This is a genomic window from Kitasatospora sp. NPDC048540 (genome assembly GCF_040651175.1).
Lineage (GTDB): Bacteria > Actinomycetota > Actinomycetes > Streptomycetales > Streptomycetaceae > Kitasatospora.
Genome location: NZ_JBEZIR010000093.1, coordinates 1 through 19892 on the forward strand (window position 1 = coordinate 1; position 19892 = coordinate 19892).

A 19892-nucleotide genomic window follows, 5' to 3' on the forward strand; every position below is an offset into this window, starting at 1 on the left:
CCGGGATGCCGCGGCCGTTGTCGTCGACGCGGACCGCGCCGTCGGCCAGGATGGTCACGTCGATCGTGTCGGCGTACCCCGCCAGCGCCTCGTCGCACGGGGCGCCCCGGCCGTTTGCGGCGTCGTACGGTGGTAGGTGCACGGCCGCCCGGCAAGGACCGGGCGCGCGACGAACAGTGGAAGGCGTGACCGGATGGTGGAGATCAAGACCCCCGAGCAGATCGCGAAGATGCGGACGGCCGGGCTGGTCGTCGCCGAAGCGCTCAAGGCCTGCCGGGAGGCGGTCGCCCCGGGTGTGACCACCCAGGAACTCAACGACATCGCGGCGAAGGTGATCGCCGACCACGGCGCCACCTCGAACTTCCGCGCGCACCACGGCGGTCTGTGGTTCCCGGGCGTGATCTGCGCCTCGGTGAACAACGAGGTGGTCCACGGGATCCCCGGCGAGCGGGTGCTCCAGGAGGGCGACCTGATCTCGATCGACTGCGGCGCGATCGTGGACGGCTGGCACGGCGACGCCGCCATCACCGTCCCGGTCGGCGAGGTCAAGCCGGAGCACGCCCTGCTGAGCCGGGTCACCGAGGGCTCGATGTGGGCCGGCATCGCCCAGATGAAGAAGGGCAACCGGCTGGCCGACGTCTCCCGCGCGATCGAGGGCTACATCCGCCGCCAGCCGCTGCCGCCCAAGGGCAAGTGGGGCATCACCGAGGGCTACGGCGGCCACGGCATCGGCACCGCGATGCACATGGAGCCGCACGTGCTGAACTACGTGGCCGGCCGGGGCAAGGGCCCCAAGCTGATCCCGGGCACGGTGCTGGCGATCGAGCCGATGGTGGGCCTCGGCACGCCGCACACCACGGTGCTGGAGGACGACTGGACGGTCGTCACCGACGACGGCACCTGGGCCTCGCACTGGGAGCACTCGGTGGCCGTCACCGAGCAGGGCCCGCTGGTGCTGACCGCGTTTGACGGCGGCCGGGCCGAACTCGCCAAGCTGGGCATCACCGCAGCTCCGGACCCGCTGGCCTGACCGACGCGGTGTCAGGGCCTGGAGGCTTTCGCCTCCAGGCCCTTTGTCCTATTTTGACACTGGCGGACTTTTCGCTAGGCTCCGGCGTTTGACGGCCACCACAACACAAGGGGCGAGCAGTGCTCAAGGGCTTCCGCGACTTCATGATGCGCGGCAACGTGATCGACATGGCGGTCGGTGTCGTCATCGGTGCCGCCTTCACCGGGGTCGTGACCGGGTTCGTGTCCGCGTTCCTCACCCCGCTGGTCGGGGTGGTGGTCGGCGCGGCCGGTGACTTCAGCAGCTACAGGTTCACCGTGGCCGGGGTCACCTTCCCGTACGGGCAGTTCCTCAACGTGCTGATCGCGTTCGTGATGACCGCCGCGGTGCTGTACTTCTGCGTGGTGCTGCCGGTCACCAAGGCGAGCGCCCGGTACCTGCCGAAGAAGCCGAAGACCCCGAAGCGTCCCTGCCCGGAGTGCCTGACCGAGATCCCGCAGGCGGCCCGCCGCTGTGCCTCCTGCACCGCGGTGGTCGAGCCGGTGACGGCGGGCGTCACGTACTGAGCGTGACCGGTCGGCATCGTTTTGGCGTCAGGTTGCTGCCTGACGTAGACTGATGCGTCGGCTCACTCGTAGCGTGCTTCGGCACGCCCTCTTCCCGTGAGGGTTGGGGTGGACCCAGGCTCGCACACGAGCGTGCCGCATGCGGTAGCCGGCCCCGGAAGGTGGATCTCGCAGTTCATGGCAAAGAAGCAAGGCGCCATTGAGATCGAGGGCACCGTGATCGAGTCTCTTCCGAACGCCATGTTCAAGGTCGAGCTGCAGAACGGTCACAAGGTCCTCGCGCACATCAGCGGCAAGATGCGGATGCACTACATCCGCATCCTCCCGGACGACCGGGTTGTCGTGGAGCTCAGCCCTTACGACCTGACTCGCGGCCGGATCGTCTACCGGTACAAGTAAAAACCTGTCAGATCTAGACCCGGAGAACCTGAACCATGAAGGTCAAGCCGAGCGTCAAGAAGATCTGCGACAAGTGCAAGGTGATCCGCCGTCACGGCCGGGTCATGGTGATCTGCGACAACCTGCGCCACAAGCAGCGCCAGGGCTGATCTCTCCCCAGCATTTCTCGTAGTACTTCGCGCGACGCGCACAACGTCATAACGCGGGCTGCCCGATCCGTCCCCCTCGTGGGACGGACTGCCACCCCCGGTCAGAGGCCGGGGCTCCCTCGCCGAGAGGTGTTGGAGTAGGTACCCCGTAAGACCTCTGAAGAACCACAGGAGCCATGAATGGCACGCCTCGCCGGCGTTGATCTCCCCCGTGAGAAGCGGATCGAGATCGCCCTTACCTACGTCTACGGCATCGGCCGTACCCGCGCCCAGCAGACGCTGGCCGAGACCGGTGTGAGCCCGGACGTCCGCGTCCGCGACATCTCCGAGGACGACCTCGTCAAGCTGCGCGAGTACATCGACGCCAACTACAAGGTCGAGGGTGACCTCCGCCGTGAGGTGGCCGCCGACATCCGCCGCAAGGTCGAGATCGGCTGCTACGAGGGTCTGCGTCACCGCCGTGGCCTGCCCGTCCGCGGTCAGCGCACCCACACCAACGCGCGTACCCGCAAGGGCCCGCGTCGCGCGATTGCCGGCAAGAAGAAGCCGGGCAAGAAGTAGTCCGTCCCGTAACCGGACATCCCTCCGGCCCGCGGGTTAGCGGACCGACCACCTCAGTAGGAGAACAGACTTATGCCCCCCAAGGGTCGTCAGGCTGCCGGCGCGAAGAAGATCCGCCGCAAGGAGAAGAAGAACGTCGCTCACGGGCACGCCCACATCAAGAGCACGTTCAACAACACCATCGTTTCGATCACCGACCCCTCGGGCAACGTGATCTCCTGGGCCTCTGCCGGCCACGTCGGCTTCAAGGGCTCGCGCAAGTCCACCCCGTTCGCCGCGCAGATGGCCGCCGAGGCCGCCGCGCGTCGTGCGCAGGAGCACGGCATGCGCAAGGTCGACGTCTTCGTGAAGGGTCCGGGCTCCGGCCGCGAGACCGCGATCCGCTCGCTCCAGGCCACCGGCCTGGAGGTCGGCTCGATCCAGGACGTCACCCCCACCCCGCACAACGGCTGCCGTCCGCCGAAGCGCCGCCGCGTTTGATCCGGCGCCTTCGGGCAGCTCAGTGATTTAAACCTCGTACGGGGTCCGGTCGCGTGCCGGACCCCGTACGCTGGTTCTGTTCGGCATCAAATAGTGGGTGCCGAAGACAACTGGAGGATCTGAAAACATGCTGATCGCTCAGCGTCCCTCGCTGACCGAAGAGGTCGTCGACGAATTCCGCTCCCGGTTCGTGATCGAGCCGCTGGAGCCGGGTTTCGGCTACACCCTCGGCAACTCGCTCCGCCGTACGCTCCTCTCCTCGATCCCCGGCGCTGCTGTCACCAGCATCCGGATCGACGGTGTCCTGCACGAGTTCACCACCGTGCCGGGCGTCAAGGAGGACGTCACCGACCTCATCCTCAACATCAAGCAGCTGGTCGTCTCCTCGGAGCACGACGAGCCGGTCGTGATGTACCTGCGCAAGCAGGGCCCGGGTGTGGTCACCGCCGCCGACATCGCGCCCCCGGCCGGTGTCGAGGTGCACAACCCCGAGCTGGTCCTCGCCACCCTGAACGGCAAGGGCAAGCTGGAGATGGAGCTGACCGTCGAGCGCGGTCGCGGCTACGTCTCCGCGGTCCAGAACAAGGCCTCCGGCCAGGAGATCGGCCGCATCCCGGTCGACTCGATCTACAGCCCCGTGCTGAAGGTCACCTACAAGGTCGAGGCCACCCGTGTCGAGCAGCGGACCGACTTCGACAAGCTGATCGTCGACGTCGAGACCAAGCCCGCCATGCGCCCGCGTGACGCCATGGCCTCGGCCGGCAAGACCCTGGTGGAGCTGTTCGGTCTCGCCCGCGAGCTGAACGTCGACGCCGAGGGCATCGACATGGGCCCGTCCCCGACGGACGCCGCCCTGGCCGCCGACCTGGCGCTGCCGATCGAGGAGCTGGAGCTCACCGTTCGGTCGTACAACTGCCTCAAGCGCGAGGGCATCCACACCGTGGGTGAGCTCGTTGCGCGCTCCGAGGCCGACCTGCTCGACATCCGCAACTTCGGTGCGAAGTCGATCGACGAGGTCAAGGCGAAGCTGGCCGGCATGGGCCTGGCCCTCAAGGACAGCCCGCCCGGATTCGACCCGACCGCCGCCGCCGACGCCTTCGGCGCCGACGACCTGGACGACGCGGGTTACGCGGAGACCGAGCAGTACTAAGAGTTTGGGACGGGGGCGGTCCCTCGCGGACCGCCCCCGCTTCAATGCACACAAGCCGTCCGGGCAACAGTGCCCGGCCGCCCGCTGCGGTACCTGACACGGCCGCAGTCGGAGATCCAAGGAGTAATCCATGCCGCGTCCCACCAAGGGTGCCCGCCTCGGCGGCGGCCCGCACCACGAGCCGCTGCTGCTCGCCGGTCTGTGCCGGGAGCTGTTCCAGTACGGCCGCATCACCACGACCGAGGCCAAGGCCCGTCGGATGCGCCCGCTGGCGGAGAAGCTGATCACCAAGGCGAAGAAGGGCGACATCCACAACCGTCGCCTGGTGCGCAAGACCATCACCGACGTCTCGGTGCTGCACACCCTCTTCACCGAGATCGCGCCGCGCTACGAGAACCGCCCGGGTGGCTACACCCGTATCACCAAGATCGGTCCCCGTCGTGGCGACAACGCCCCGATGGCCGTGATCGAGCTGGTCGAGGGCCTGACCGTCGCGCAGACCGCCGTCGGCGAGGCCGAGGGCGCCACCAAGCGTGCCGTCAAGGAGGCCGACCAGGCCGCCGAGGCGAAGGCCGACGAGACCACTGAGGTCGAGAACGCCTGACACCGCCAGGTGTGATTCCGGGCCCGTTCTCCCAGCGATGGGGGAGCGGGCCCGTTTCCTGTCCGGATCTGGGGAGATTCAGCAGTGCTCAAGGATTGCGAGCAGACGCCGCAGGCGTCGCAGCAGCAGGACGGCCCGGCCGACGGCCACGTCCGGATCCGGCTCGACCTGGCGTACCACGGCGGCGAGTTCTCCGGCTGGGCGCGGCAGCCCGGGCGGCGCACGGTGCAGGGCGAGATCGAGGACGCGCTGCGGATCGTCACCCGCAGCGAACGGACCTACGACCTGACGGTGGCCGGCCGGACCGACGCCGGGGTGCACGCCCGCGGCCAGGTCGCCCACGTCGACCTGCCGCAGGACCTGTGGGCCGGGCACGGCGAGAAACTGCTGCGACGGCTGGCCGGCCGGCTGCCCGCGGATATCCGGATCTTCCGGGTGGGCGAGGCGCCGAGCGGCTTCGACGCCAGGTTCGCGGCGATCTGGCGCCGGTACGCGTACCGGGTCGCCGACCACCCGGGCGGGGTGGACCCGCTGCTGCGCGGGCACGTGCTCTGGCACGACCGCCCGGTGGACATCGAGAAGATGAACGAGGCGGCCCGGCTGCTGGTCGGCGAGCACGACTTCGCCGCGTACTGCAAGAAGCGCGAGGGCGCCACCACCATCCGCACCCTGCTGGAGCTGCGCTGGGACCGGGTGCCGGTGGACGGCTACGCAACCCAGGAGGGCAGCCTCGCGGTGGCCACCGTGCGGGCCGACGCCTTCTGCCACAACATGGTGCGGGCGCTGGTCGGCGCGATGCTGCTGGTCGGCGACGGGCACCGGCCGGTGGAGTTCCCCGGCGAGGTGCTGCGCGGCGGGGTGCGCAACTCCGCGGTCAACGTGATCCGGCCGTACGGGCTGACGCTGGAGGAGGTCGGCTACCCCGCCGACGACCGGCTGGCGGAGCGCAACCGGGCGGCCCGGCGGATGCGGACGCTGCCCGGCACCGAGGGCCGATCGGAGTCCGGGAGCTAATCCGTTTGGGCCCACGGCCCCCGGCTTGGCACAATCCGGACCATGGGACACGTCGAGATTTCGCACCTGGAGTACTACCTGCCGGACGGACGGGTGCTGTTCGACGACGCGTCCTTCCGGGTCGGCGAGGGCGCCGCGGTCGCCCTGGTCGGCGCCAACGGCGCCGGCAAGACCACCCTGCTGCGCATGATCGCGGGCGACGTGCAGCCGCACGGCGGCACCGTCACGGTCAGCGGCGGCCTCGGCGTGATGCGCCAGTTCGTCGGCACCACCGGCCGCGAGGACCTGCGCGAGACGCCCGGCGCACTGCCGGCCGACGCCTCGGTACGGGACCTGCTGGTCTCCGTCGCCCCGCAGCGGATCGCGGTCGCCGCCCGGGCGGTGGACGCCGCCGAGCTGGCGATGATGGCGCAGGAGGACGAGAAGACGCAGATGGCGTACGCGCAGGCGCTGTCCGACTGGGCGGACGTCGGCGGGTACGACTACGAGACCGACTGGGACGTCTGCACCACGGCGGCGCTCGGGATGCCCTTCGACCGGGCGCAGTTCCGCGGCCTGAACACGCTCTCCGGCGGCGAGCAGAAGCGGCTGGTGCTGGAGTCGCTGCTGCGCGGCCCGGACGAGGTGCTGCTGCTCGACGAGCCGGACAACTACCTGGACGTGCCCGGCAAGCGCTGGCTGGAGGAGGCCATCAGGGCCAGCTCCAAGACCGTGCTGTTCATCTCGCACGACCGTGAGCTGCTGTCCCGCGCCGCCGACAAGATCATCAGTGTCGAGGCCGGCTTCGGTGGCGGCGGCAGCAGCGTCTGGGTGCACGGCGGTGGCTTCGAGTCCTTCCACGAGGCCCGCAAGGAGCGCTTCGCCCGCTTCGAGGAACTCGGCCGCCGCTGGGACGAGGAGCACGCCAAGCTGAAGAAGCTGGTGGTCAACCTGCGCCAGGCGGCCTCGGTCAGCCACGCGCTGGCCACCCGCTACGCGGCCGCGCAGACCCGGCTGAAGAAGTTCGAGGAGGCCGGCCGGCCGGAGGAGCCGCCGCGCGAGCAGTCCATCACCATGCGCCTCAAGGGCGGCCGCACCGGCGTGCGGGCGCTCACCCTGGAGGGCCTGGAGCTGACCGGCCTGATGAAGCCGTTCGACCTGGAGGTCTTCTACGGCGAGCGGGTCGCGGTGCTCGGCTCCAACGGCTCCGGCAAGTCGCACTTCCTGCGGATGCTGGCCGGCGACGACACGGTGAAGCACTCCGGCACCTGGAAGCTCGGCGCCCGGGTGGTGCCCGGCCACTTCCGGCAGACCCACGCCCATCCCGAGCTGTTCGGCCGTACCGTGCGCTCGATCGTGGAGGAGGAGCACGCGCTCAGCCGCGGCGCCGCGATGGGCGTGCTGCGCCGCTACGAGCTGGACCGGCAGGAGGAGCAGAAGTTCGAGTCGCTCTCCGGCGGCCAGCAGGCCCGGCTGATGATCCTCAAGCTGGAGCTGTCCGGCGTCACCGCGCTGCTGCTGGACGAGCCGACCGACAACCTGGACCTGGAGAGCGCCGAGGCGCTGCAGGAGGGGCTCGAGTCCTTCGACGGGACCGTGCTCTGCGTCACCCACGACCGCTGGTTCGCCCGCAGCTTCGACCGCTTCCTGGTGTTCGGCTCGGACGGGCGGGTCTACGAGGCGCCGGAGCCGGTCTGGGACGAGACCCGGGTGGTGCGGGAGCGCTGAGCGGGGGGCCGGGCGGGGGAGCCGGGCGTTTTTGACCCGTGCGTGCCGGGCCGGTAGTCTGGGCCCTTGTTGTGCGTATTGGCTCGCTCCATCTCACGTGAGAGGTCGGTACGCCGGAGACACCAGGCCGATGTTCAGCGGCCCTCCTCTGAATTGCGTCCAGAGCGGGCAAGGCTGATCTCCTCGTCCAGCGTGCTCCTGTCAAGGACACACTCACTGAAAAGCGAAGGCTACGACCGTGCGTACGTACAGCCCCAAGCCCGGCGACGTCCAGCGTCAGTGGCACGTCATCGACGCGAACGACGTCGTGCTCGGCCGCCTGGCCTCCCAGGCCGCCTCCATCCTGCGAGGCAAGCACAAGGCGATCTACGCGCCGCACGTTGACACCGGTGACTTCGTCATCATCATCAACGCTGACAAGGTGCACCTCTCGGGTAACAAGAAGACCCAGAAGCTGGCGTACCGCCACAGCGGCTTCCCGGGCGGTCTCCGCTCGGTCCGCTACGACGAGCTGCTCGACAAGAACCCCGAGAAGGCCGTCGAGAAGGCCATCAAGGGCATGCTCCCCAAGAACAGCCTGGGCCGCCAGATGCTCTCCAAGCTGAAGGTCTACTCGGGCGACCAGCACCCGCACGCTGCGCAGCAGCCGGTGCCGTTCGAGATCACCCAGGTCGCGCAGTAATTCCGGCCACCCAACCCCATCACTGAACAGCAGGAGCTGAGGAACACCGTGGCCGAGACTGCCATCGAGAACACCCTCGAGGTCGAGTTCGACGAGAACGTCGACGAGTACACCTCCGAGACCGAGTACAGCACTGAGTCGCTGGCCGGCCGCTTCGGCGAGGCCACCCCGGGCGCCGGCCTCGGCCGCCGCAAGGAGGCGATCGCCCGCGTGCGCATCGTCCCCGGCACCGGCAAGTGGAAGATCAACGGCCGCACCCTGGAGAACTACTTCCCCAACAAGGTGCACCAGCAGACCGTGAACGAGCCGTTCAAGCTCCTCGAGCTCGACGGCCGCTACGACGTCGTGGCCCGCATCGCGGGTGGCGGCGTCTCCGGTCAGGCCTACGCGCTGCGCCTCGGCGTGGCCCGCGCCCTGAACGAGGCCGACGTGGACAACAACCGCGCCGCGCTGAAGAAGGCCGGCTTCCTGATGCGTGACGCGCGTGCCGTCGAGCGCAAGAAGGCCGGTCTCAAGAAGGCCCGCAAGGCCCCGCAGTACAGCAAGCGCTAGTCGCGCCGGGGGGTGCGTGCCGCCCTGGTGGTGCGCGCCCTCGGGTGTGCCTCGTACGCCCCGGAGTACCTCGTGTACTCCGGGGCGTCGTGCTCCCCGGGCCTGGTACGAAGGCGGGAGCGGTCGATGATTTGCCAGCAGGGGCGGACAAAGGACGGAAGCATGGGACGACTCTTCGGTACGGATGGGGTTCGTGGTGTGGCCAACGAGGGCCTGACCGCGGAACTGGCCCTGGGCCTGTCGGTGGCGGCAGCCCACGTGCTCGGCGACGCGGGGGCCTTCGACGGCCACCGCCCGGTCGCCGTGGTCGGGCGGGACCCGCGTGCCTCCGGGGAGTTCCTGGAGGCCGCCGTGATCGCGGGCCTTGCCAGCGCCGGCGTGGACGTGCTCCGGGTCGGCGTGCTGCCCACCCCGGCCGTGGCGTACCTGACCGGCTCGCTCGGCGCGGACTTCGGCGTGATGCTCTCCGCCAGCCACAACGCGATGCCCGACAACGGCATCAAGTTCCTCGCCCGCGGCGGCCACAAGCTGGACGACGCCATCGAGGACGCCATCGAGGAGCACTACCACCGCTACGGCGTCGGCACCGACGAGGACTGGAAGCGCCCGACCGGCGCCGCCGTCGGCCGGGTCCGCCAGTACACCGAGGGCTTCGACCGCTACGTCGCGCACCTGGTCGCGGTGCTGCCGAACCGCCTGGACGGCGTGAAGGTCGTCATCGACGGCGCGCACGGCGCCGCCGCCCGGGTCGCCCCGGAGGCGTTCGCCCGGGCCGGCGCCGAGGTGGTCTACACGCTGGGCGCCGAGCCCGACGGCCTGAACATCAACGACGGCGTCGGCTCCACCCACCTGGACAAGCTCCGGACCGCCATGCGCGAGCACCGGGCCGACCTCGGCATCGCCCTCGACGGCGACGCCGACCGCTGCCTGGCCGCCGACGCGGACGGCAACGAGGTGGACGGCGACCAGATCATCGCGATCCTCGCCGTCGCCATGCGTGAGGCCGGCACGCTGCGCCGCAACACCGCGGTCGCCACCGTGATGTCCAACCTGGGCTTCAAGCTGGCCATGGAGCGCGAGGGCATCGACCTGGTGCAGACCGCGGTCGGCGACCGCTACGTGCTGGAGGAGATGAAGCAGCACGGCTTCGCCCTCGGCGGCGAGCAGTCCGGCCACGTCATCCTGCTGGACCACGCCACCACCGGCGACGGCACCCTGACCGGTCTGATGCTGGGCGCCCGGCTCGCCGCGACCAAGCAGTCGCTGGCCGAGCTGGCCGAGGTGATGACCCGGCTGCCGCAGGTACTGATCAACGTCAAGGGCGTCGACCGGACCCGGGTCGCCAGCTCGCTGGAGCTGGCCGCCGCGGTCTCCGAGGCCGAGACCGAGCTGGGCGCCACCGGCCGGGTGCTGCTGCGGCCGTCCGGCACCGAGCCGCTGGTGCGGGTGATGGTGGAGGCCGCCGACGAGGTGCAGGCCAAGGCCGTCGCCGAGCGCCTCGCCGAGGCGGTCCGCACCCACCTGGGCTGACTTCCGTCCTGAACGCACGTCAGCGCGCCTCCCGCGGGAGGCGCGCTGACGGTGTTTCGGGGCACCGGTGTTCCGGGGCGGCGGCGCTTCGGGGTGGCGCGGGGTCAGAGCTTGCGCAGCAGCGCCCGGCGGACCTTGTGGTCGGCGCCCTTCTGCAGCACCAGGGTGGCCCGGCCGCGGGTGGGCAGCACGTTCTCCAGCAGGTTGGGCTTGTTGATGGTGCGCCAGACCTGGCGGCCGTAGTCCATCGCCTCCTCCTCCGGCACCTCGGTGAAGCGGCGGAAGTAGGAGTTCGGGTCCTGGAAGGCGGTGTCGCGCAGCTTCTTGAAGCGCGACAGGTACCAGCTCTCGATGTCGTCGGTGCGGGCGTCGACGTAGATCGAGAAGTCGAAGTAGTCGGCGACCGCGAGGCGGGTGCGGCCGTCGGTGCCGGGCAGGGCCGGCTGAAGGACGTTCAGGCCCTCGACGATCAGGATGTCCGGGCGCTCCACGGTGAGGCGCTCGTCCGGCACGATGTCGTACACCAGGTGCGAGTAGACCGGCGCCGAGACCCGCTCCTTGCCGGCCTTCACGTCCGCGACGAAGCGCATCAGCGCCCTGCGGTCGTACGACTCGGGGAAGCCCTTACGGGCCATCAGGCCGCGGCGGCGCAGCTCCGCGTTGGGCAGCAGGAAGCCGTCGGTGGTGACCAGTTCGACCCGGGGGTGCTCCGGCCAGCGGGCCAGCAGGGCCTTCAGCAGGCGGGCGGTGGTGGACTTGCCGACCGCCACCGAGCCGGCCACACCGATCACGAACGGGGTGCGCACCCGCTCGGTGTCGGCGACGTCCAGGAAGGTGCCGACCGCGCCGCGCAGTTCGTGGGTGGCGTGGATGTAGAGGTTGAGCAGCCGGGACAGCGGCAGGTAGACGTCCCGGACCTCGTCGAGGTCGAGGGCGGTGCCGAGGCCGCGCAGCCGCTCGACCTCCTCGGCGGTCAGGGGCAGCGGGGTCCGCTCGCGCAGGGCGCTCCACTCCGCCCGGTCCAGGTCCACGTACGGGGACGGGGTGGGGGTGGCGGGAGCGCCCCGGGTACAGAGTTCGGTCAGCACATCCTCCATTGTGGGCCGTGCGGGGCCGGGCGGGTGCTGTGGTGTCGGTCACCCGCCGGGGCGGCAGCCGTGAACGGAGGGGAACGCCTGCCCGCATATGCTGGCGCACATGTGCGGAATTGTTGGATATGTAGGGCCCCAGCAGGCCCTGGACGTAGTGATCGCAGGTCTGCAGCGGCTGGAGTACCGCGGGTACGACTCGGCCGGTGTGGCGGTGCAGACGCAGGGCTCCGACGGGCAGTGGAGCCTTGCCACGGACAAGCGGGCCGGGAAGCTCGTCAACCTTCAGAAGTCGCTGGCCGAGACCCCTCTCGCGGCCGGCACCACGGGCATCGGCCACACCCGGTGGGCCACCCACGGCGGTCCGACGGACGCCAACGCCCACCCCCACCTGGACGACACCGAGCGGGTCGCGGTCGTCCACAACGGCATCATCGAGAACTTCGCCCAGCTGCGGGCGGCGATCGCCGAGCGCGGCCACACCCTGCGCTCGGAGACCGACACCGAGGTGGTCGCGCACCTGCTCGGCGAGGCCTACGACGGCGACCTGGCCGAGGCCATGCGGGTGGTCTGCCGCCAGCTCGACGGCGCCTTCACCCTGGTCGCGGTGCACGCCGACGCCCCCGACGTGGTGGTCGGCGCCCGCCGCAACTCGCCGCTGGTGGTCGGCCGCGGCGAGGGCGAGAACTTCCTCGCCTCGGACGTCGCCGCCTTCATCGCGCACACCCGCGAGGCGATCGAGCTCGGCCAGGACCAGGTCGTGGAGCTGCGCCACGGCGGGGTGACCATCACCAACTTCGACGGCACCCCCGCCGAGGTGCGCGAGTACCACGTCGACTGGGACGCCTCCGCCGCCGAGAAGGGCGGCTACGACTACTTCATGCTCAAGGAGATCGCCGAGCAGCCGAAGGCGGTCGCCGACACCCTGCTGGGCCGGATCGGCACCGACGGCCGGCTGACCCTGGACGAGCTGCGCATCCCGGACCAGGTGCTGCGCGAGGTCGACAAGGTCGTCATCGTGGCCTGCGGCACCGCGTTCCACGCCGGCATGATCGCCAAGTACGCGATCGAGCACTGGACCCGGATCCCGTGCGAGGTCGAGGTCGCCTCCGAGTTCCGCTACCGCGACCCGATCATGAACGACCGCACCCTGGTCGTCGCGATCTCGCAGTCCGGCGAGACCATGGACACCCTGATGGCCCTGCGGCACGCCCGCGAGCAGGGCGCCAAGGTGCTGGCGATCTGCAACACCAACGGCTCGACCATCCCGCGCGAGTCCGACGCGGTGCTCTACACCCACGCCGGCCCCGAGGTCGCGGTCGCCTCCACCAAGGCGTTCCTGACCCAGCTGGTGGCCTGCTACCTGGTCGCGCTCTACCTCGGCCAGGTGCGCGGCACCAAGTGGGGCGACGAGATCTCCGCGGTGATCCGCGAGCTCTCCGACGCGCCGAAGCAGGTCGAGCAGGTCCTGGAGACCATGGAGCCGGTCCGTGAGCTGGCCCGCTCGCTGGCCGACGCCAAGTCGGTGCTGTTCCTCGGCCGCCACGTCGGCTTCCCGGTCGCCCTGGAGGGTGCGCTCAAGCTCAAGGAGCTGGCGTACATGCACGCCGAGGGCTTCGCGGCGGGCGAGCTCAAGCACGGCCCGATCGCGCTGATCGAGGAGGGGCTGCCGGTCGTGGTGGTCGTCCCGTCGCCGCGCGGCCGGTCGATCCTGCACGACAAGATCGTCTCCAACATCCAGGAGATCCGGGCCCGCGGCGCGCGCACCATCGTGATCGCCGAGGAGGGCGACGAGGCGGTCGCGCCGTACGCCGACCACCTGATCCGCATCCCGGTCACCCCGGTGCTGCTCCAGCCGCTGGTCTCGACGGTGCCGCTGCAGGTCTTCGCCTGCGAGCTGGCCACCGCCAAGGGCCACGAGGTGGACCAGCCGCGCAACCTGGCGAAGTCCGTCACGGTCGAGTAGTCGGTCGAGTAGTCCCGCCGGACACGGCGCCCCCGCCGTCAGCGCAGGGGCGCCGTGTCCAACGCGAACGAGAACGGCGCCGGCAGGTCGAGCGGCTTGCCGAACGGGACCTGGATGTGGGCGGTGTAGTCCCCGTCCGCCGGGTCCGTGAACAGGGTGGCGTGCGACTCGTCGCGGTCGATCAGCAGGTAACAGGGGATGCCGGCCGAGGCGTACCCGAGGCGCTTGGCCTCGCGGTCCTTGCCCGGGTTGGTCGAGGTGACCTCCAGCACCAGGAGTACGCCGGCAGGATCGGCCCACGGCTCCTGCGCCCGGAAGTGGCCCACCGGTGCGACCGCCGCGTCCGGGATGAACCGGCCGCGCGGCGTCCTGAGGCCCTTTCCTCCGCTGACGTACAACTCGTCCGCGGCCTGCCGGGCGACGGCCCGGGCGAACCTGGCGACGGTGTCCTCGTGATCGCCGTCCGGCGGTGGACTCACGACGATCTCCCCTTCGATCAGCTCGGCCTTGAAGCCGGCCGGTGTGTCCAGTTCCAGGAAGGCCCTGAGGACATCGTCCCCGGACAACGGGTGCTCGACGGCTGGCATGGCGACCATGGCCCTTCTCCCTCCTGCTGGGGGTTGCCGCGCAACACGGTAGGTGTACGGACCGGGGCAGGCGGGGGATCGGAGGGGTTCTCACCCGAAAGTGTGCCGTAAGGTCCGGGCCACGGGCGGTTGCGACGGAGGAGTTCAGCTTGATCATCGGGGTCGGGATCGATGTGGCGGCCATCGACCGGTTCGAGGCGTCGCTGGAGCGCACGCCCCAGCTGGCGGACCGGCTGTTCACCGAGGCCGAGCTGGTCCTCCCGTCGGGGGCGCGCCGCGGCGGGGCCTCGCTGGCGGCCCGGTTCGCCGCGAAGGAAGCGCTGGCCAAGGCACTTGGCGCGCCGCCCGGACTGAAGTGGACGGACGCCGAGGTGAGCGTCGAGCCCTCCGGCCGCCCGGTGCTCAAGGTCACCGGGACGGTGGCGGCGCGCGCCGCCGAACTCGGCGTCCGGTCGTGGCACGTGTCGCTCAGTCATGACGCGGGCGTAGCGTCGGCGGTGGTGATCGCCGAAGGCTGAGCCGCGGGAGGCAGCGGATGCGTTACGCACACACCGTCGAACAGGTCCGGGCGGCGGAGGCCGAACTGATGGCCCGGCTGCCGGAAGGCACCCTGATGCAGCGGGCCGCCGCGGGGCTCGCCGCCACCTGCGCGCAGCTGCTGCCCCGGGTGTACGGCAGCCGGGTCCTGGTGCTGGCCGGCAGCGGCGACAACGGCGGCGACGCGCTGTACGCGGCCGCCCGGCTGGCCCGGCGCGGGGCGCGGGTACGGGCCGTCCTGCTGTCGCCGGAGCGGGTGCACGCGGGTGGGCTGGCCGCGCTGCGGGCCGCCGGCGGGCGGGTGACCGACGACCCGGTCGAGTTCGGGCGGGCCGACCTGGTGCTGGACGGCATCGTCGGGATCGGCGGCCGCGGCGGCCTGCGGCCCGGGGCGCAGCCGTACGCCTCGATGGAACGGCGCGGCCCGGTGGTCGCGGTGGACGTGCCGAGCGGGGTGGACGCCGACACCGGGCAGGTCGACGGGGCCGCCCTGCGGGCGGACGTCACGGTCTGCTTTGGCACCCACAAGCCCGGGCTGCTGATCGACCCCGGCGCCTCGTACGCGGGGGTGGTGCACCTGGTGGACATCGGACTGACCCTGCCCGAGGCGCCGGTGACGGCGCTCCAGCACGCGGATGTGGCCGCCCTGCTGCCCCGGCCGTCGGCGGAGAGCGACAAGTACCGGCGCGGGGTGGCCGGCATCGCGGCCGGCTCGGCCCGGTACCCGGGGGCGGCGGTGCTCGCGGTGGCGGGCGCGCTGCGCGGCGGGGCGGGCGCGGTGCGGTACGCGGGGACGGCGGCCGAGGAGGTGGTGCGGCGCTTCCCCGAAGCCCTGGTCAGCACCGGCGGACCGGCCGACGCCGGGCGGGTCCAGGCCTGGGTGGTCGGACCCGGCGGCGGGGACGGCGCCGCGGATGCGCTGGCGCAGGCGCTGGCCACCGACGTCCCGGTGCTGGTGGACGCCGACGGGCTGACCGAACTCGCCCGGCTCGGTCCGGCCGCGCTCGCCGGACGTACGGCGCCGGTCCTGCTCACCCCGCACACCGGGGAGGCCGCCCGGCTGCTGGCCGGGGCGGACGGCGGGGCGCCGCCGCTCGCCCGGGACCTCGCCGCGACGCGGCTTGCGACCGCCCGGCGGCTGGCGGCGGCGTACGGCGCGACCGTCCTGCTCAAGGGCTCGACCACGGTGGTGGCCGACCCGGCCGGCCCGGCCCGGGTGAACCCGACCGGGACGCCCTGGCTCGCCACGGCCGGCAGCGGCGACGTCCTCTCCGGCCTGGCCGGCTCCCTCCTCGCCGCCGGCCTCGGCGCCTTCGACGCGGCCTCCGCAGCCGCCTACCTCCACGGCCTGGCCGGCCGCACCGCCGCCCACGGCGACACCCCGACCACCGCGATGGCAGTCGCCACCGCCCTCCGCCCCGCCTGGCAAGCCGTCCACCAGCCCCCCGCCTGACCCCCACGGCGATTCCCCAGAGGGCCCCAGGGGCGCTGGGGGCACCCCCGGCCGGAGGCCGGGAGAGGAACTGCGCGAGCTCGGCGGGGCAGCCCGGTGTCCGCGCCCCGAGAGCCCGTTCGGCACCACCGCAGGGGCTGGGGCCCATGCCCCCGAGCAGCCGCCCGGCACACGTCCCGGGTGCACCGGGGTGCCCCTGCCGGAGGCCGCGAGCCCCCGCCCGTGCCGCCCCCGCACGGAACCCGGCCGCCCTCGCGGAGCGTCTTCGCAGGTCCACCGCCACGTCCCCGCGGGCCGTTCACGGGGCAACGGCGGCGGTCTGGGAGACTGATACGCGATGACAACTGCGAACACCACCGGTACGGCCGTCCTCGCGCAGGGGGCGCGAGCCGAGGCGACCATCGATCTGGGCGCCCTGCGGGGCAACCTGGACGCGCTGCGCGCCCGTACCGCCGGCCCTGCGCTGATGGCCGTGGTCAAGGCGGACGCCTACGGCCACGGTGCGGTGCGGTGCGCCCGGGAGGCGGTCGCGGCGGGCATCGGCTGGCTCGGTACGGCGATGCCCGAGGAGGCGCTCGCGCTGCGTGCCGCGGGGATCGGGCCCGAGCAGGCCCGCATCCTGTGCTGGCTGTGGACGCCGGGCGGTCCCTGGCAGCAGGCGCTGCACGCGCGGATCGACGTCTCGGTCAGCGCCCGCTGGGCCCTGGACGAGCTGGTGGCGGCGGTCCGGGAGACCGGGGTGCCGGGCCGGGTGCACCTGAAGGCCGACACCGGCCTCGGCCGCAACGGCTGCCAGCCGCACGACTGGCCCGACCTGGTGGCCGCCGCGCTGCGCGCGCAGGCCGAGGGCCTGATCGAGGTGGTCGGCCTGTGGTCGCACCTCGCGGCCGCCGACGAGCCCGGCCACCCTTCGATCCAGGCCCAGCTGGACTCCTTCGAGGCGGCGCTGGCCCACGCCGAGCGGGCGGGGGTGCGCCCCGAGGTGCGGCACCTGGCCAACTCGCCGGCCACCCTGCTGCTGCCGGCCTCGCACTACGACCTGGTCCGCACCGGCCTCGCGATGTACGGCCTGTCGCCGGTGCCGGAGGTCGGGACCCCGGCCGACTTCGGCCTGCGCCCGGTGATGTCGCTGACCGCCCGGCTCGCGCTGGTGAAGACCGTCCCCGGCGGCCACGGGGTCAGCTACGGCCACCACTACACGACCCCCGGCCCGACCACCCTGGGCCTGGTGCCGGTCGGCTACGCGGACGGCATCCCGCGGCACGCCAGCGGCACCGGCCCGGTGCTGATCGGCGGCAAGTGGCGGACGGTCGCGGGCCGGGTGGCGATGGACCAGTTCGTCGTCGACCTCGGCGGTGACACCCCGCCGGTCGGCGAGGAGGTGCTGGTGTTCGGTACCGGGGAGCACGGTGAGCCGACCGCCGAGGACTGGGGCCGGGCCTGCGGCACCATCGCGTACGAGATCATCACCCGGATCGGCGCCCGGGTGCCGCGCCGCTACGTGGGCGGCACCCGCTCATGACCGAGTCCGGCGCGAGCGGCAACCCGGTGGCGGCGGTGGCGAAGGCCGCCGGTTCGGCCTCGGCCGGGGTGAGCCGGGCCGGGCTGATCGGTATCTCGCTGGGCGTGGTGGCGGCGGGCGCCGCCGCCGGGGTGGCGATAGAGCGGCTGACGGTCGGCCGCTCGATGCGCCGCCGGGCCCGCGAGGAGCTGGCCGCGGCGGCGCCGTTCGGTTCGCTGCGCGGCCGGCCGCGCACGGTGACCGCCCCCGACGGCACCGAGCTGTACGTGGAGCTGGACGGCGTCGGCTGGCCGGACCCGGTGCAGGTGCGCCCGGAGGAGGGCCCGGCGCCGCGGCGCGGCTGGTTCGCCCGCCGGCGGCCCGAGGCGCCGGTGGACCGGGCCGGGCTGCCGGGGCTGCTCGGCGGCTCCGGGGCGCTGGTGCGGGCCGGCAGCCGGAAGAGCTTCGGCGTCGCGCCGGCGCCGGCCGCGCCGCCGCTGACCGTGGTGTTCTGCCACGGTTACTGCCTGAACCAGGACAGCTGGCACTTCCAGCGGGCGGTGCTGCGTGAGTCGGTGCGGCTGGTCTTCTGGGACCAGCGCAGCCACGGCCGCTCCGAGCGGTCGCGGTCCTACGTGGCCGGCGAACCCGCCTCGATCGACCAGCTCGGCGCCGACCTGAAGGCGGTGCTGGACGCGGTGGTGCCCGAGGGCCCGGTGGTGCTGGTGGGCCACTCGATGGGCGGGATGACCGTGATGGCGCTCGCCGCGCAGCACCCGGAGCTGTTCGGCGCCGGGACACCGGGGACGACCGGGACACCGGGGACGCCCGGGACGTCCGGGCCCGAGGCCGCGGGACGGATCGCCGGGGTCGCGCTGATTGGCACGCTGGCCGGCGACTGGGACTCCGTCACCTTCGGCCTGCCGGTGGCGGGGGCGCGGCTGATGCGCCGGGTCGCCCCGGGCGTGGTGCGGCTGCTCGGCAGGCAGGTCGAGCTGGTGGAGGCCACCCGCAGGTTCGGCGCCGATGTGACCGGCGTGTTCTACCGCCGGTTCTCGTTCGGCTCCAAGGACGTGGACCCGTCGGTGGCCCGGTTCGCCGAGCAGCTGCTGGACGCCACCCCGATCGACGTGGTCGCCGAGTTCTACCCGGCGTTCTCCGCGCACGACAAGACGGCGGCGCTGTCGGCCCTGGACGGTGTCCCCACCCTGGTGCTGGCCGGGACCAAGGACCTGCTCACCCCGCCCGAGCACAGCGAGGCGATCGCCGCGCGGCTGCCCGGCGCCGAGCTGGTGCTGGTCGAGGACGCGGGCCACCTGGTGATGCTGGAGCGCCCCGAGGTGGTGGACCGGCAGCTGGCTGCGCTGCTGGTCCGGGCGGCCGGCCAGGCGCACGCGGCGCCGCTGCCGGAGGCCGTCCGCGAGCTGCTGGACTGAGCGGTGCGCGGCCGCGGTCCGGGGTGTGGCACCGTAGCGGGAGCCGCCGCGCCGGGCGGCGCCATCCCGGACGAAGGGCATCGCACGACCATGGGCACCCGAACCACCGTCACCGTCGCCACCCCCGAGCTGATGACCGGGCTCGGCCGTGAGCTGGCCGGCCTGCTGCGGCCGGGCGACCTGGTGCTGCTCTCCGGTGAGCTGGGGGCCGGCAAGACCACCCTGACCCGGGGCCTGGGGGAGGGCCTGGGGGTGCGCGGCGCGGTCACCTCGCCGACCTTCGTGATCGCCCGGGTGCACCCGTCGCTGGTCGGCGGCCCGGCGCTGGTCCACGTGGACGCCTACCGGCTCGGCGGCGGGCTGGACGAGATGGAGGACCTGGACCTGGACGTCTCGCTGCCGGACTCGGTGGTGGTGGTGGAGTGGGGCGAGGGCAAGGTCGAGGAGCTCTCCGAGGACCGGCTGGAGGTCCGGATCGAGCGGGCGATCGGCGGCAGCGCCACCGAGGACAGCGATCCGCGCCGGGTCACCTTCACCGGTCTGGGCACCCGCTGGGACGACGGCGCGCTGGCCCGGCTGGGTGAGCGGGACTGAGTTTCCCGACAGGCTGTCGGGAAGGTGTTGCGGGCGGGCGGCCGGGCGTGATGGGATGGATGCGCTGTGGTTAGGTATGCCTAACTAGGGAGCCTCCCGTCATGACGCGCACCACGACGAGCACCTCGACCGGTACCTCCGCCGGGCCCGCGCCCGCGGCCGTGCCGATGAGCGCCCTGCTGGCCGCCTGCGCGGCCGCCGCCGCCGTCTCCACCCCGCCCGCCCGGTCCCGGGAGGTGCGGCCCGGAGCGGCCAGGACCGAGCCGCCGCGCCCCGGCCTCAGCCACCCGCGCGCGGCCTGACCCGGGCCGCCCGCGCGGCCCGGAC

The 19892-nt window shown here is 72.3% G+C and carries 22 protein-coding genes; 20 read left to right on the forward strand and 2 right to left on the reverse strand.

What is annotated here, in order from left to right; all coding sequences use genetic code 11:
- The first annotated feature begins 193 nt into the window (after positions 1 to 193).
- From map to glmM, 13 genes are all read left to right on the forward strand, one after another.
- A complete protein-coding gene (gene map / locus AB0D08_RS28880) occupies positions 194 to 1030 on the forward strand; it encodes a type I methionyl aminopeptidase (RefSeq protein WP_033824218.1) in 837 nt (278 codons plus the stop codon).
- A 119-nt stretch (positions 1031 to 1149) separates the two neighbouring features.
- The gene (gene mscL, locus AB0D08_RS28885; RefSeq protein ID WP_033824217.1) at positions 1150 to 1575 is read left to right on the forward strand and encodes a large conductance mechanosensitive channel protein MscL; all 426 of its coding nucleotides are present in this window, start codon (positions 1150 to 1152) and stop codon (positions 1573 to 1575) included.
- A 177-nt stretch (positions 1576 to 1752) separates the two neighbouring features.
- A complete protein-coding gene (gene infA, locus AB0D08_RS28890) occupies positions 1753 to 1974 on the forward strand; it encodes a translation initiation factor IF-1 (protein WP_003956442.1) in 222 nt (73 codons plus the stop codon).
- Between the two features lie 35 nt (positions 1975 to 2009).
- Complete coding sequence (rpmJ, locus tag AB0D08_RS28895; protein WP_003956441.1) at positions 2010 to 2123, forward strand: 50S ribosomal protein L36; 114 nt, start codon at positions 2010 to 2012, stop codon at positions 2121 to 2123.
- Between the two features lie 180 nt (positions 2124 to 2303).
- Complete coding sequence (rpsM, locus tag AB0D08_RS28900) at positions 2304 to 2684, forward strand: 30S ribosomal protein S13 (RefSeq protein WP_033824216.1); 381 nt, start codon at positions 2304 to 2306, stop codon at positions 2682 to 2684.
- A 72-nt stretch (positions 2685 to 2756) separates the two neighbouring features.
- Entirely contained in the window at positions 2757 to 3164 is a 408-nt protein-coding gene (gene rpsK / locus AB0D08_RS28905) for a 30S ribosomal protein S11 (RefSeq protein ID WP_014136257.1), read from the forward strand.
- Positions 3165 to 3291: 127 nt separating this feature from the next.
- A complete protein-coding gene (locus tag AB0D08_RS28910) occupies positions 3292 to 4314 on the forward strand; it encodes a DNA-directed RNA polymerase subunit alpha (protein WP_033824215.1) in 1023 nt (340 codons plus the stop codon).
- 130 nt (positions 4315 to 4444) lie between these two features.
- A complete protein-coding gene (gene rplQ, locus AB0D08_RS28915; protein ID WP_033824214.1) occupies positions 4445 to 4918 on the forward strand; it encodes a 50S ribosomal protein L17 in 474 nt (157 codons plus the stop codon).
- Positions 4919 to 5002: 84 nt separating this feature from the next.
- Positions 5003 to 5932, forward strand: a complete 930-nt coding sequence (gene truA / locus AB0D08_RS28920) for a tRNA pseudouridine(38-40) synthase TruA (protein WP_359892973.1) — start codon at positions 5003 to 5005, stop codon at positions 5930 to 5932.
- Positions 5933 to 5974: 42 nt separating this feature from the next.
- Positions 5975 to 7639: an ATP-binding cassette domain-containing protein gene (locus AB0D08_RS28925; RefSeq protein WP_359892976.1), complete on the forward strand. Its 1665-nt coding sequence runs from the start codon at positions 5975 to 5977 to the stop codon at positions 7637 to 7639.
- Between the two features lie 238 nt (positions 7640 to 7877).
- A complete protein-coding gene (gene rplM / locus AB0D08_RS28930; protein WP_033824211.1) occupies positions 7878 to 8321 on the forward strand; it encodes a 50S ribosomal protein L13 in 444 nt (147 codons plus the stop codon).
- Between the two features lie 48 nt (positions 8322 to 8369).
- Entirely contained in the window at positions 8370 to 8873 is a 504-nt protein-coding gene (rpsI, locus tag AB0D08_RS28935) for a 30S ribosomal protein S9 (RefSeq protein ID WP_035981606.1), read from the forward strand.
- A gap of 162 nt (positions 8874 to 9035) precedes the next feature.
- Positions 9036 to 10403, forward strand: coding sequence for a phosphoglucosamine mutase (gene glmM / locus AB0D08_RS28940; RefSeq protein WP_033824210.1), 1368 nt, complete (start codon positions 9036 to 9038; stop codon positions 10401 to 10403).
- 104 nt (positions 10404 to 10507) lie between these two features.
- Here glmM and coaA read toward each other — a convergent pair whose 3' ends face one another.
- Positions 10508 to 11500: a type I pantothenate kinase gene (gene coaA / locus AB0D08_RS28945; RefSeq protein WP_033824209.1), complete on the reverse strand. Its 993-nt coding sequence runs from the start codon at positions 11498 to 11500 to the stop codon at positions 10508 to 10510.
- Positions 11501 to 11600: 100 nt separating this feature from the next.
- Here coaA and glmS point away from each other — a divergent pair, with 100 nt between their 5' ends.
- Entirely contained in the window at positions 11601 to 13457 is a 1857-nt protein-coding gene (gene glmS, locus AB0D08_RS28950) for a glutamine--fructose-6-phosphate transaminase (isomerizing) (RefSeq protein ID WP_033824240.1), read from the forward strand.
- Between the two features lie 38 nt (positions 13458 to 13495).
- Here glmS and AB0D08_RS28955 read toward each other — a convergent pair whose 3' ends face one another.
- Entirely contained in the window at positions 13496 to 14044 is a 549-nt protein-coding gene (locus AB0D08_RS28955) for a Uma2 family endonuclease (protein WP_033824239.1), read from the reverse strand.
- A 149-nt stretch (positions 14045 to 14193) separates the two neighbouring features.
- Here AB0D08_RS28955 and AB0D08_RS28960 point away from each other — a divergent pair, with 149 nt between their 5' ends.
- The 6 genes from AB0D08_RS28960 to AB0D08_RS28985 all read left to right on the forward strand — a co-directional run bounded on the left by AB0D08_RS28960 (position 14194) and on the right by AB0D08_RS28985 (position 19867).
- Entirely contained in the window at positions 14194 to 14562 is a 369-nt protein-coding gene (locus AB0D08_RS28960; RefSeq protein ID WP_359892980.1) for a holo-ACP synthase, read from the forward strand.
- A gap of 17 nt (positions 14563 to 14579) precedes the next feature.
- On the forward strand, positions 14580 to 16034 hold the full coding sequence (locus AB0D08_RS28965) for an NAD(P)H-hydrate dehydratase (protein ID WP_359892983.1): 1455 nt from the start codon (positions 14580 to 14582) through the stop codon (positions 16032 to 16034).
- A gap of 337 nt (positions 16035 to 16371) precedes the next feature.
- Entirely contained in the window at positions 16372 to 17556 is a 1185-nt protein-coding gene (alr, locus tag AB0D08_RS28970; protein WP_033824206.1) for an alanine racemase, read from the forward strand.
- Positions 17553 to 18971 (forward strand): alpha/beta hydrolase, encoded by a 1419-nt coding sequence (locus AB0D08_RS28975; RefSeq protein WP_359892986.1) that lies wholly within the window; start codon positions 17553 to 17555, stop codon positions 18969 to 18971. The genes alr and AB0D08_RS28975 overlap by 4 nt, the downstream gene beginning before the upstream one ends.
- Positions 18972 to 19061: 90 nt before the next feature.
- Complete coding sequence (tsaE, locus tag AB0D08_RS28980; RefSeq protein ID WP_033821989.1) at positions 19062 to 19565, forward strand: tRNA (adenosine(37)-N6)-threonylcarbamoyltransferase complex ATPase subunit type 1 TsaE; 504 nt, start codon at positions 19062 to 19064, stop codon at positions 19563 to 19565.
- Between the two features lie 101 nt (positions 19566 to 19666).
- The gene (locus AB0D08_RS28985; protein ID WP_359892988.1) at positions 19667 to 19867 is read left to right on the forward strand and encodes a hypothetical protein; all 201 of its coding nucleotides are present in this window, start codon (positions 19667 to 19669) and stop codon (positions 19865 to 19867) included.
- Positions 19868 to 19892 lie beyond the last annotated feature (25 nt).

Bases quoted from the DNA above. Each gene is read 5' to 3' on its own strand.
- map (WP_033824218.1), top strand. From the start codon at position 194: ATGGTGGAGATCAAGACCCCCGAGCAGATCGCGAAGATGCGGACGGCC.
- infA (WP_003956442.1), top strand. From the start codon at position 1,753: ATGGCAAAGAAGCAAGGCGCCATTGAGATCGAGGGCACCGTGATCGAG.
- rpmJ (WP_003956441.1), top strand. From the start codon at position 2,010: ATGAAGGTCAAGCCGAGCGTCAAGAAGATCTGCGACAAGTGCAAGGTG.
- rpsM (WP_033824216.1), top strand. From the start codon at position 2,304: ATGGCACGCCTCGCCGGCGTTGATCTCCCCCGTGAGAAGCGGATCGAG.
- rpsK (WP_014136257.1), top strand. From the start codon at position 2,757: ATGCCCCCCAAGGGTCGTCAGGCTGCCGGCGCGAAGAAGATCCGCCGC.
- AB0D08_RS28910 (WP_033824215.1), top strand. From the start codon at position 3,292: ATGCTGATCGCTCAGCGTCCCTCGCTGACCGAAGAGGTCGTCGACGAA.
- rplQ (WP_033824214.1), top strand. From the start codon at position 4,445: ATGCCGCGTCCCACCAAGGGTGCCCGCCTCGGCGGCGGCCCGCACCAC.
- AB0D08_RS28925 (WP_359892976.1), top strand. From the start codon at position 5,975: ATGGGACACGTCGAGATTTCGCACCTGGAGTACTACCTGCCGGACGGA.
- glmM (WP_033824210.1), top strand. From the start codon at position 9,036: ATGGGACGACTCTTCGGTACGGATGGGGTTCGTGGTGTGGCCAACGAG.
- coaA (WP_033824209.1), bottom strand. From the start codon at position 11,500: ATGGAGGATGTGCTGACCGAACTCTGTACCCGGGGCGCTCCCGCCACC.
- glmS (WP_033824240.1), top strand. From the start codon at position 11,601: ATGTGCGGAATTGTTGGATATGTAGGGCCCCAGCAGGCCCTGGACGTA.
- AB0D08_RS28955 (WP_033824239.1), bottom strand. From the start codon at position 14,044: ATGCCAGCCGTCGAGCACCCGTTGTCCGGGGACGATGTCCTCAGGGCC.
- AB0D08_RS28965 (WP_359892983.1), top strand. From the start codon at position 14,580: ATGCGTTACGCACACACCGTCGAACAGGTCCGGGCGGCGGAGGCCGAA.
- alr (WP_033824206.1), top strand. From the start codon at position 16,372: ATGACAACTGCGAACACCACCGGTACGGCCGTCCTCGCGCAGGGGGCG.
- AB0D08_RS28975 (WP_359892986.1), top strand. From the start codon at position 17,553: ATGACCGAGTCCGGCGCGAGCGGCAACCCGGTGGCGGCGGTGGCGAAG.
- tsaE (WP_033821989.1), top strand. From the start codon at position 19,062: ATGGGCACCCGAACCACCGTCACCGTCGCCACCCCCGAGCTGATGACC.
- AB0D08_RS28985 (WP_359892988.1), top strand. From the start codon at position 19,667: ATGACGCGCACCACGACGAGCACCTCGACCGGTACCTCCGCCGGGCCC.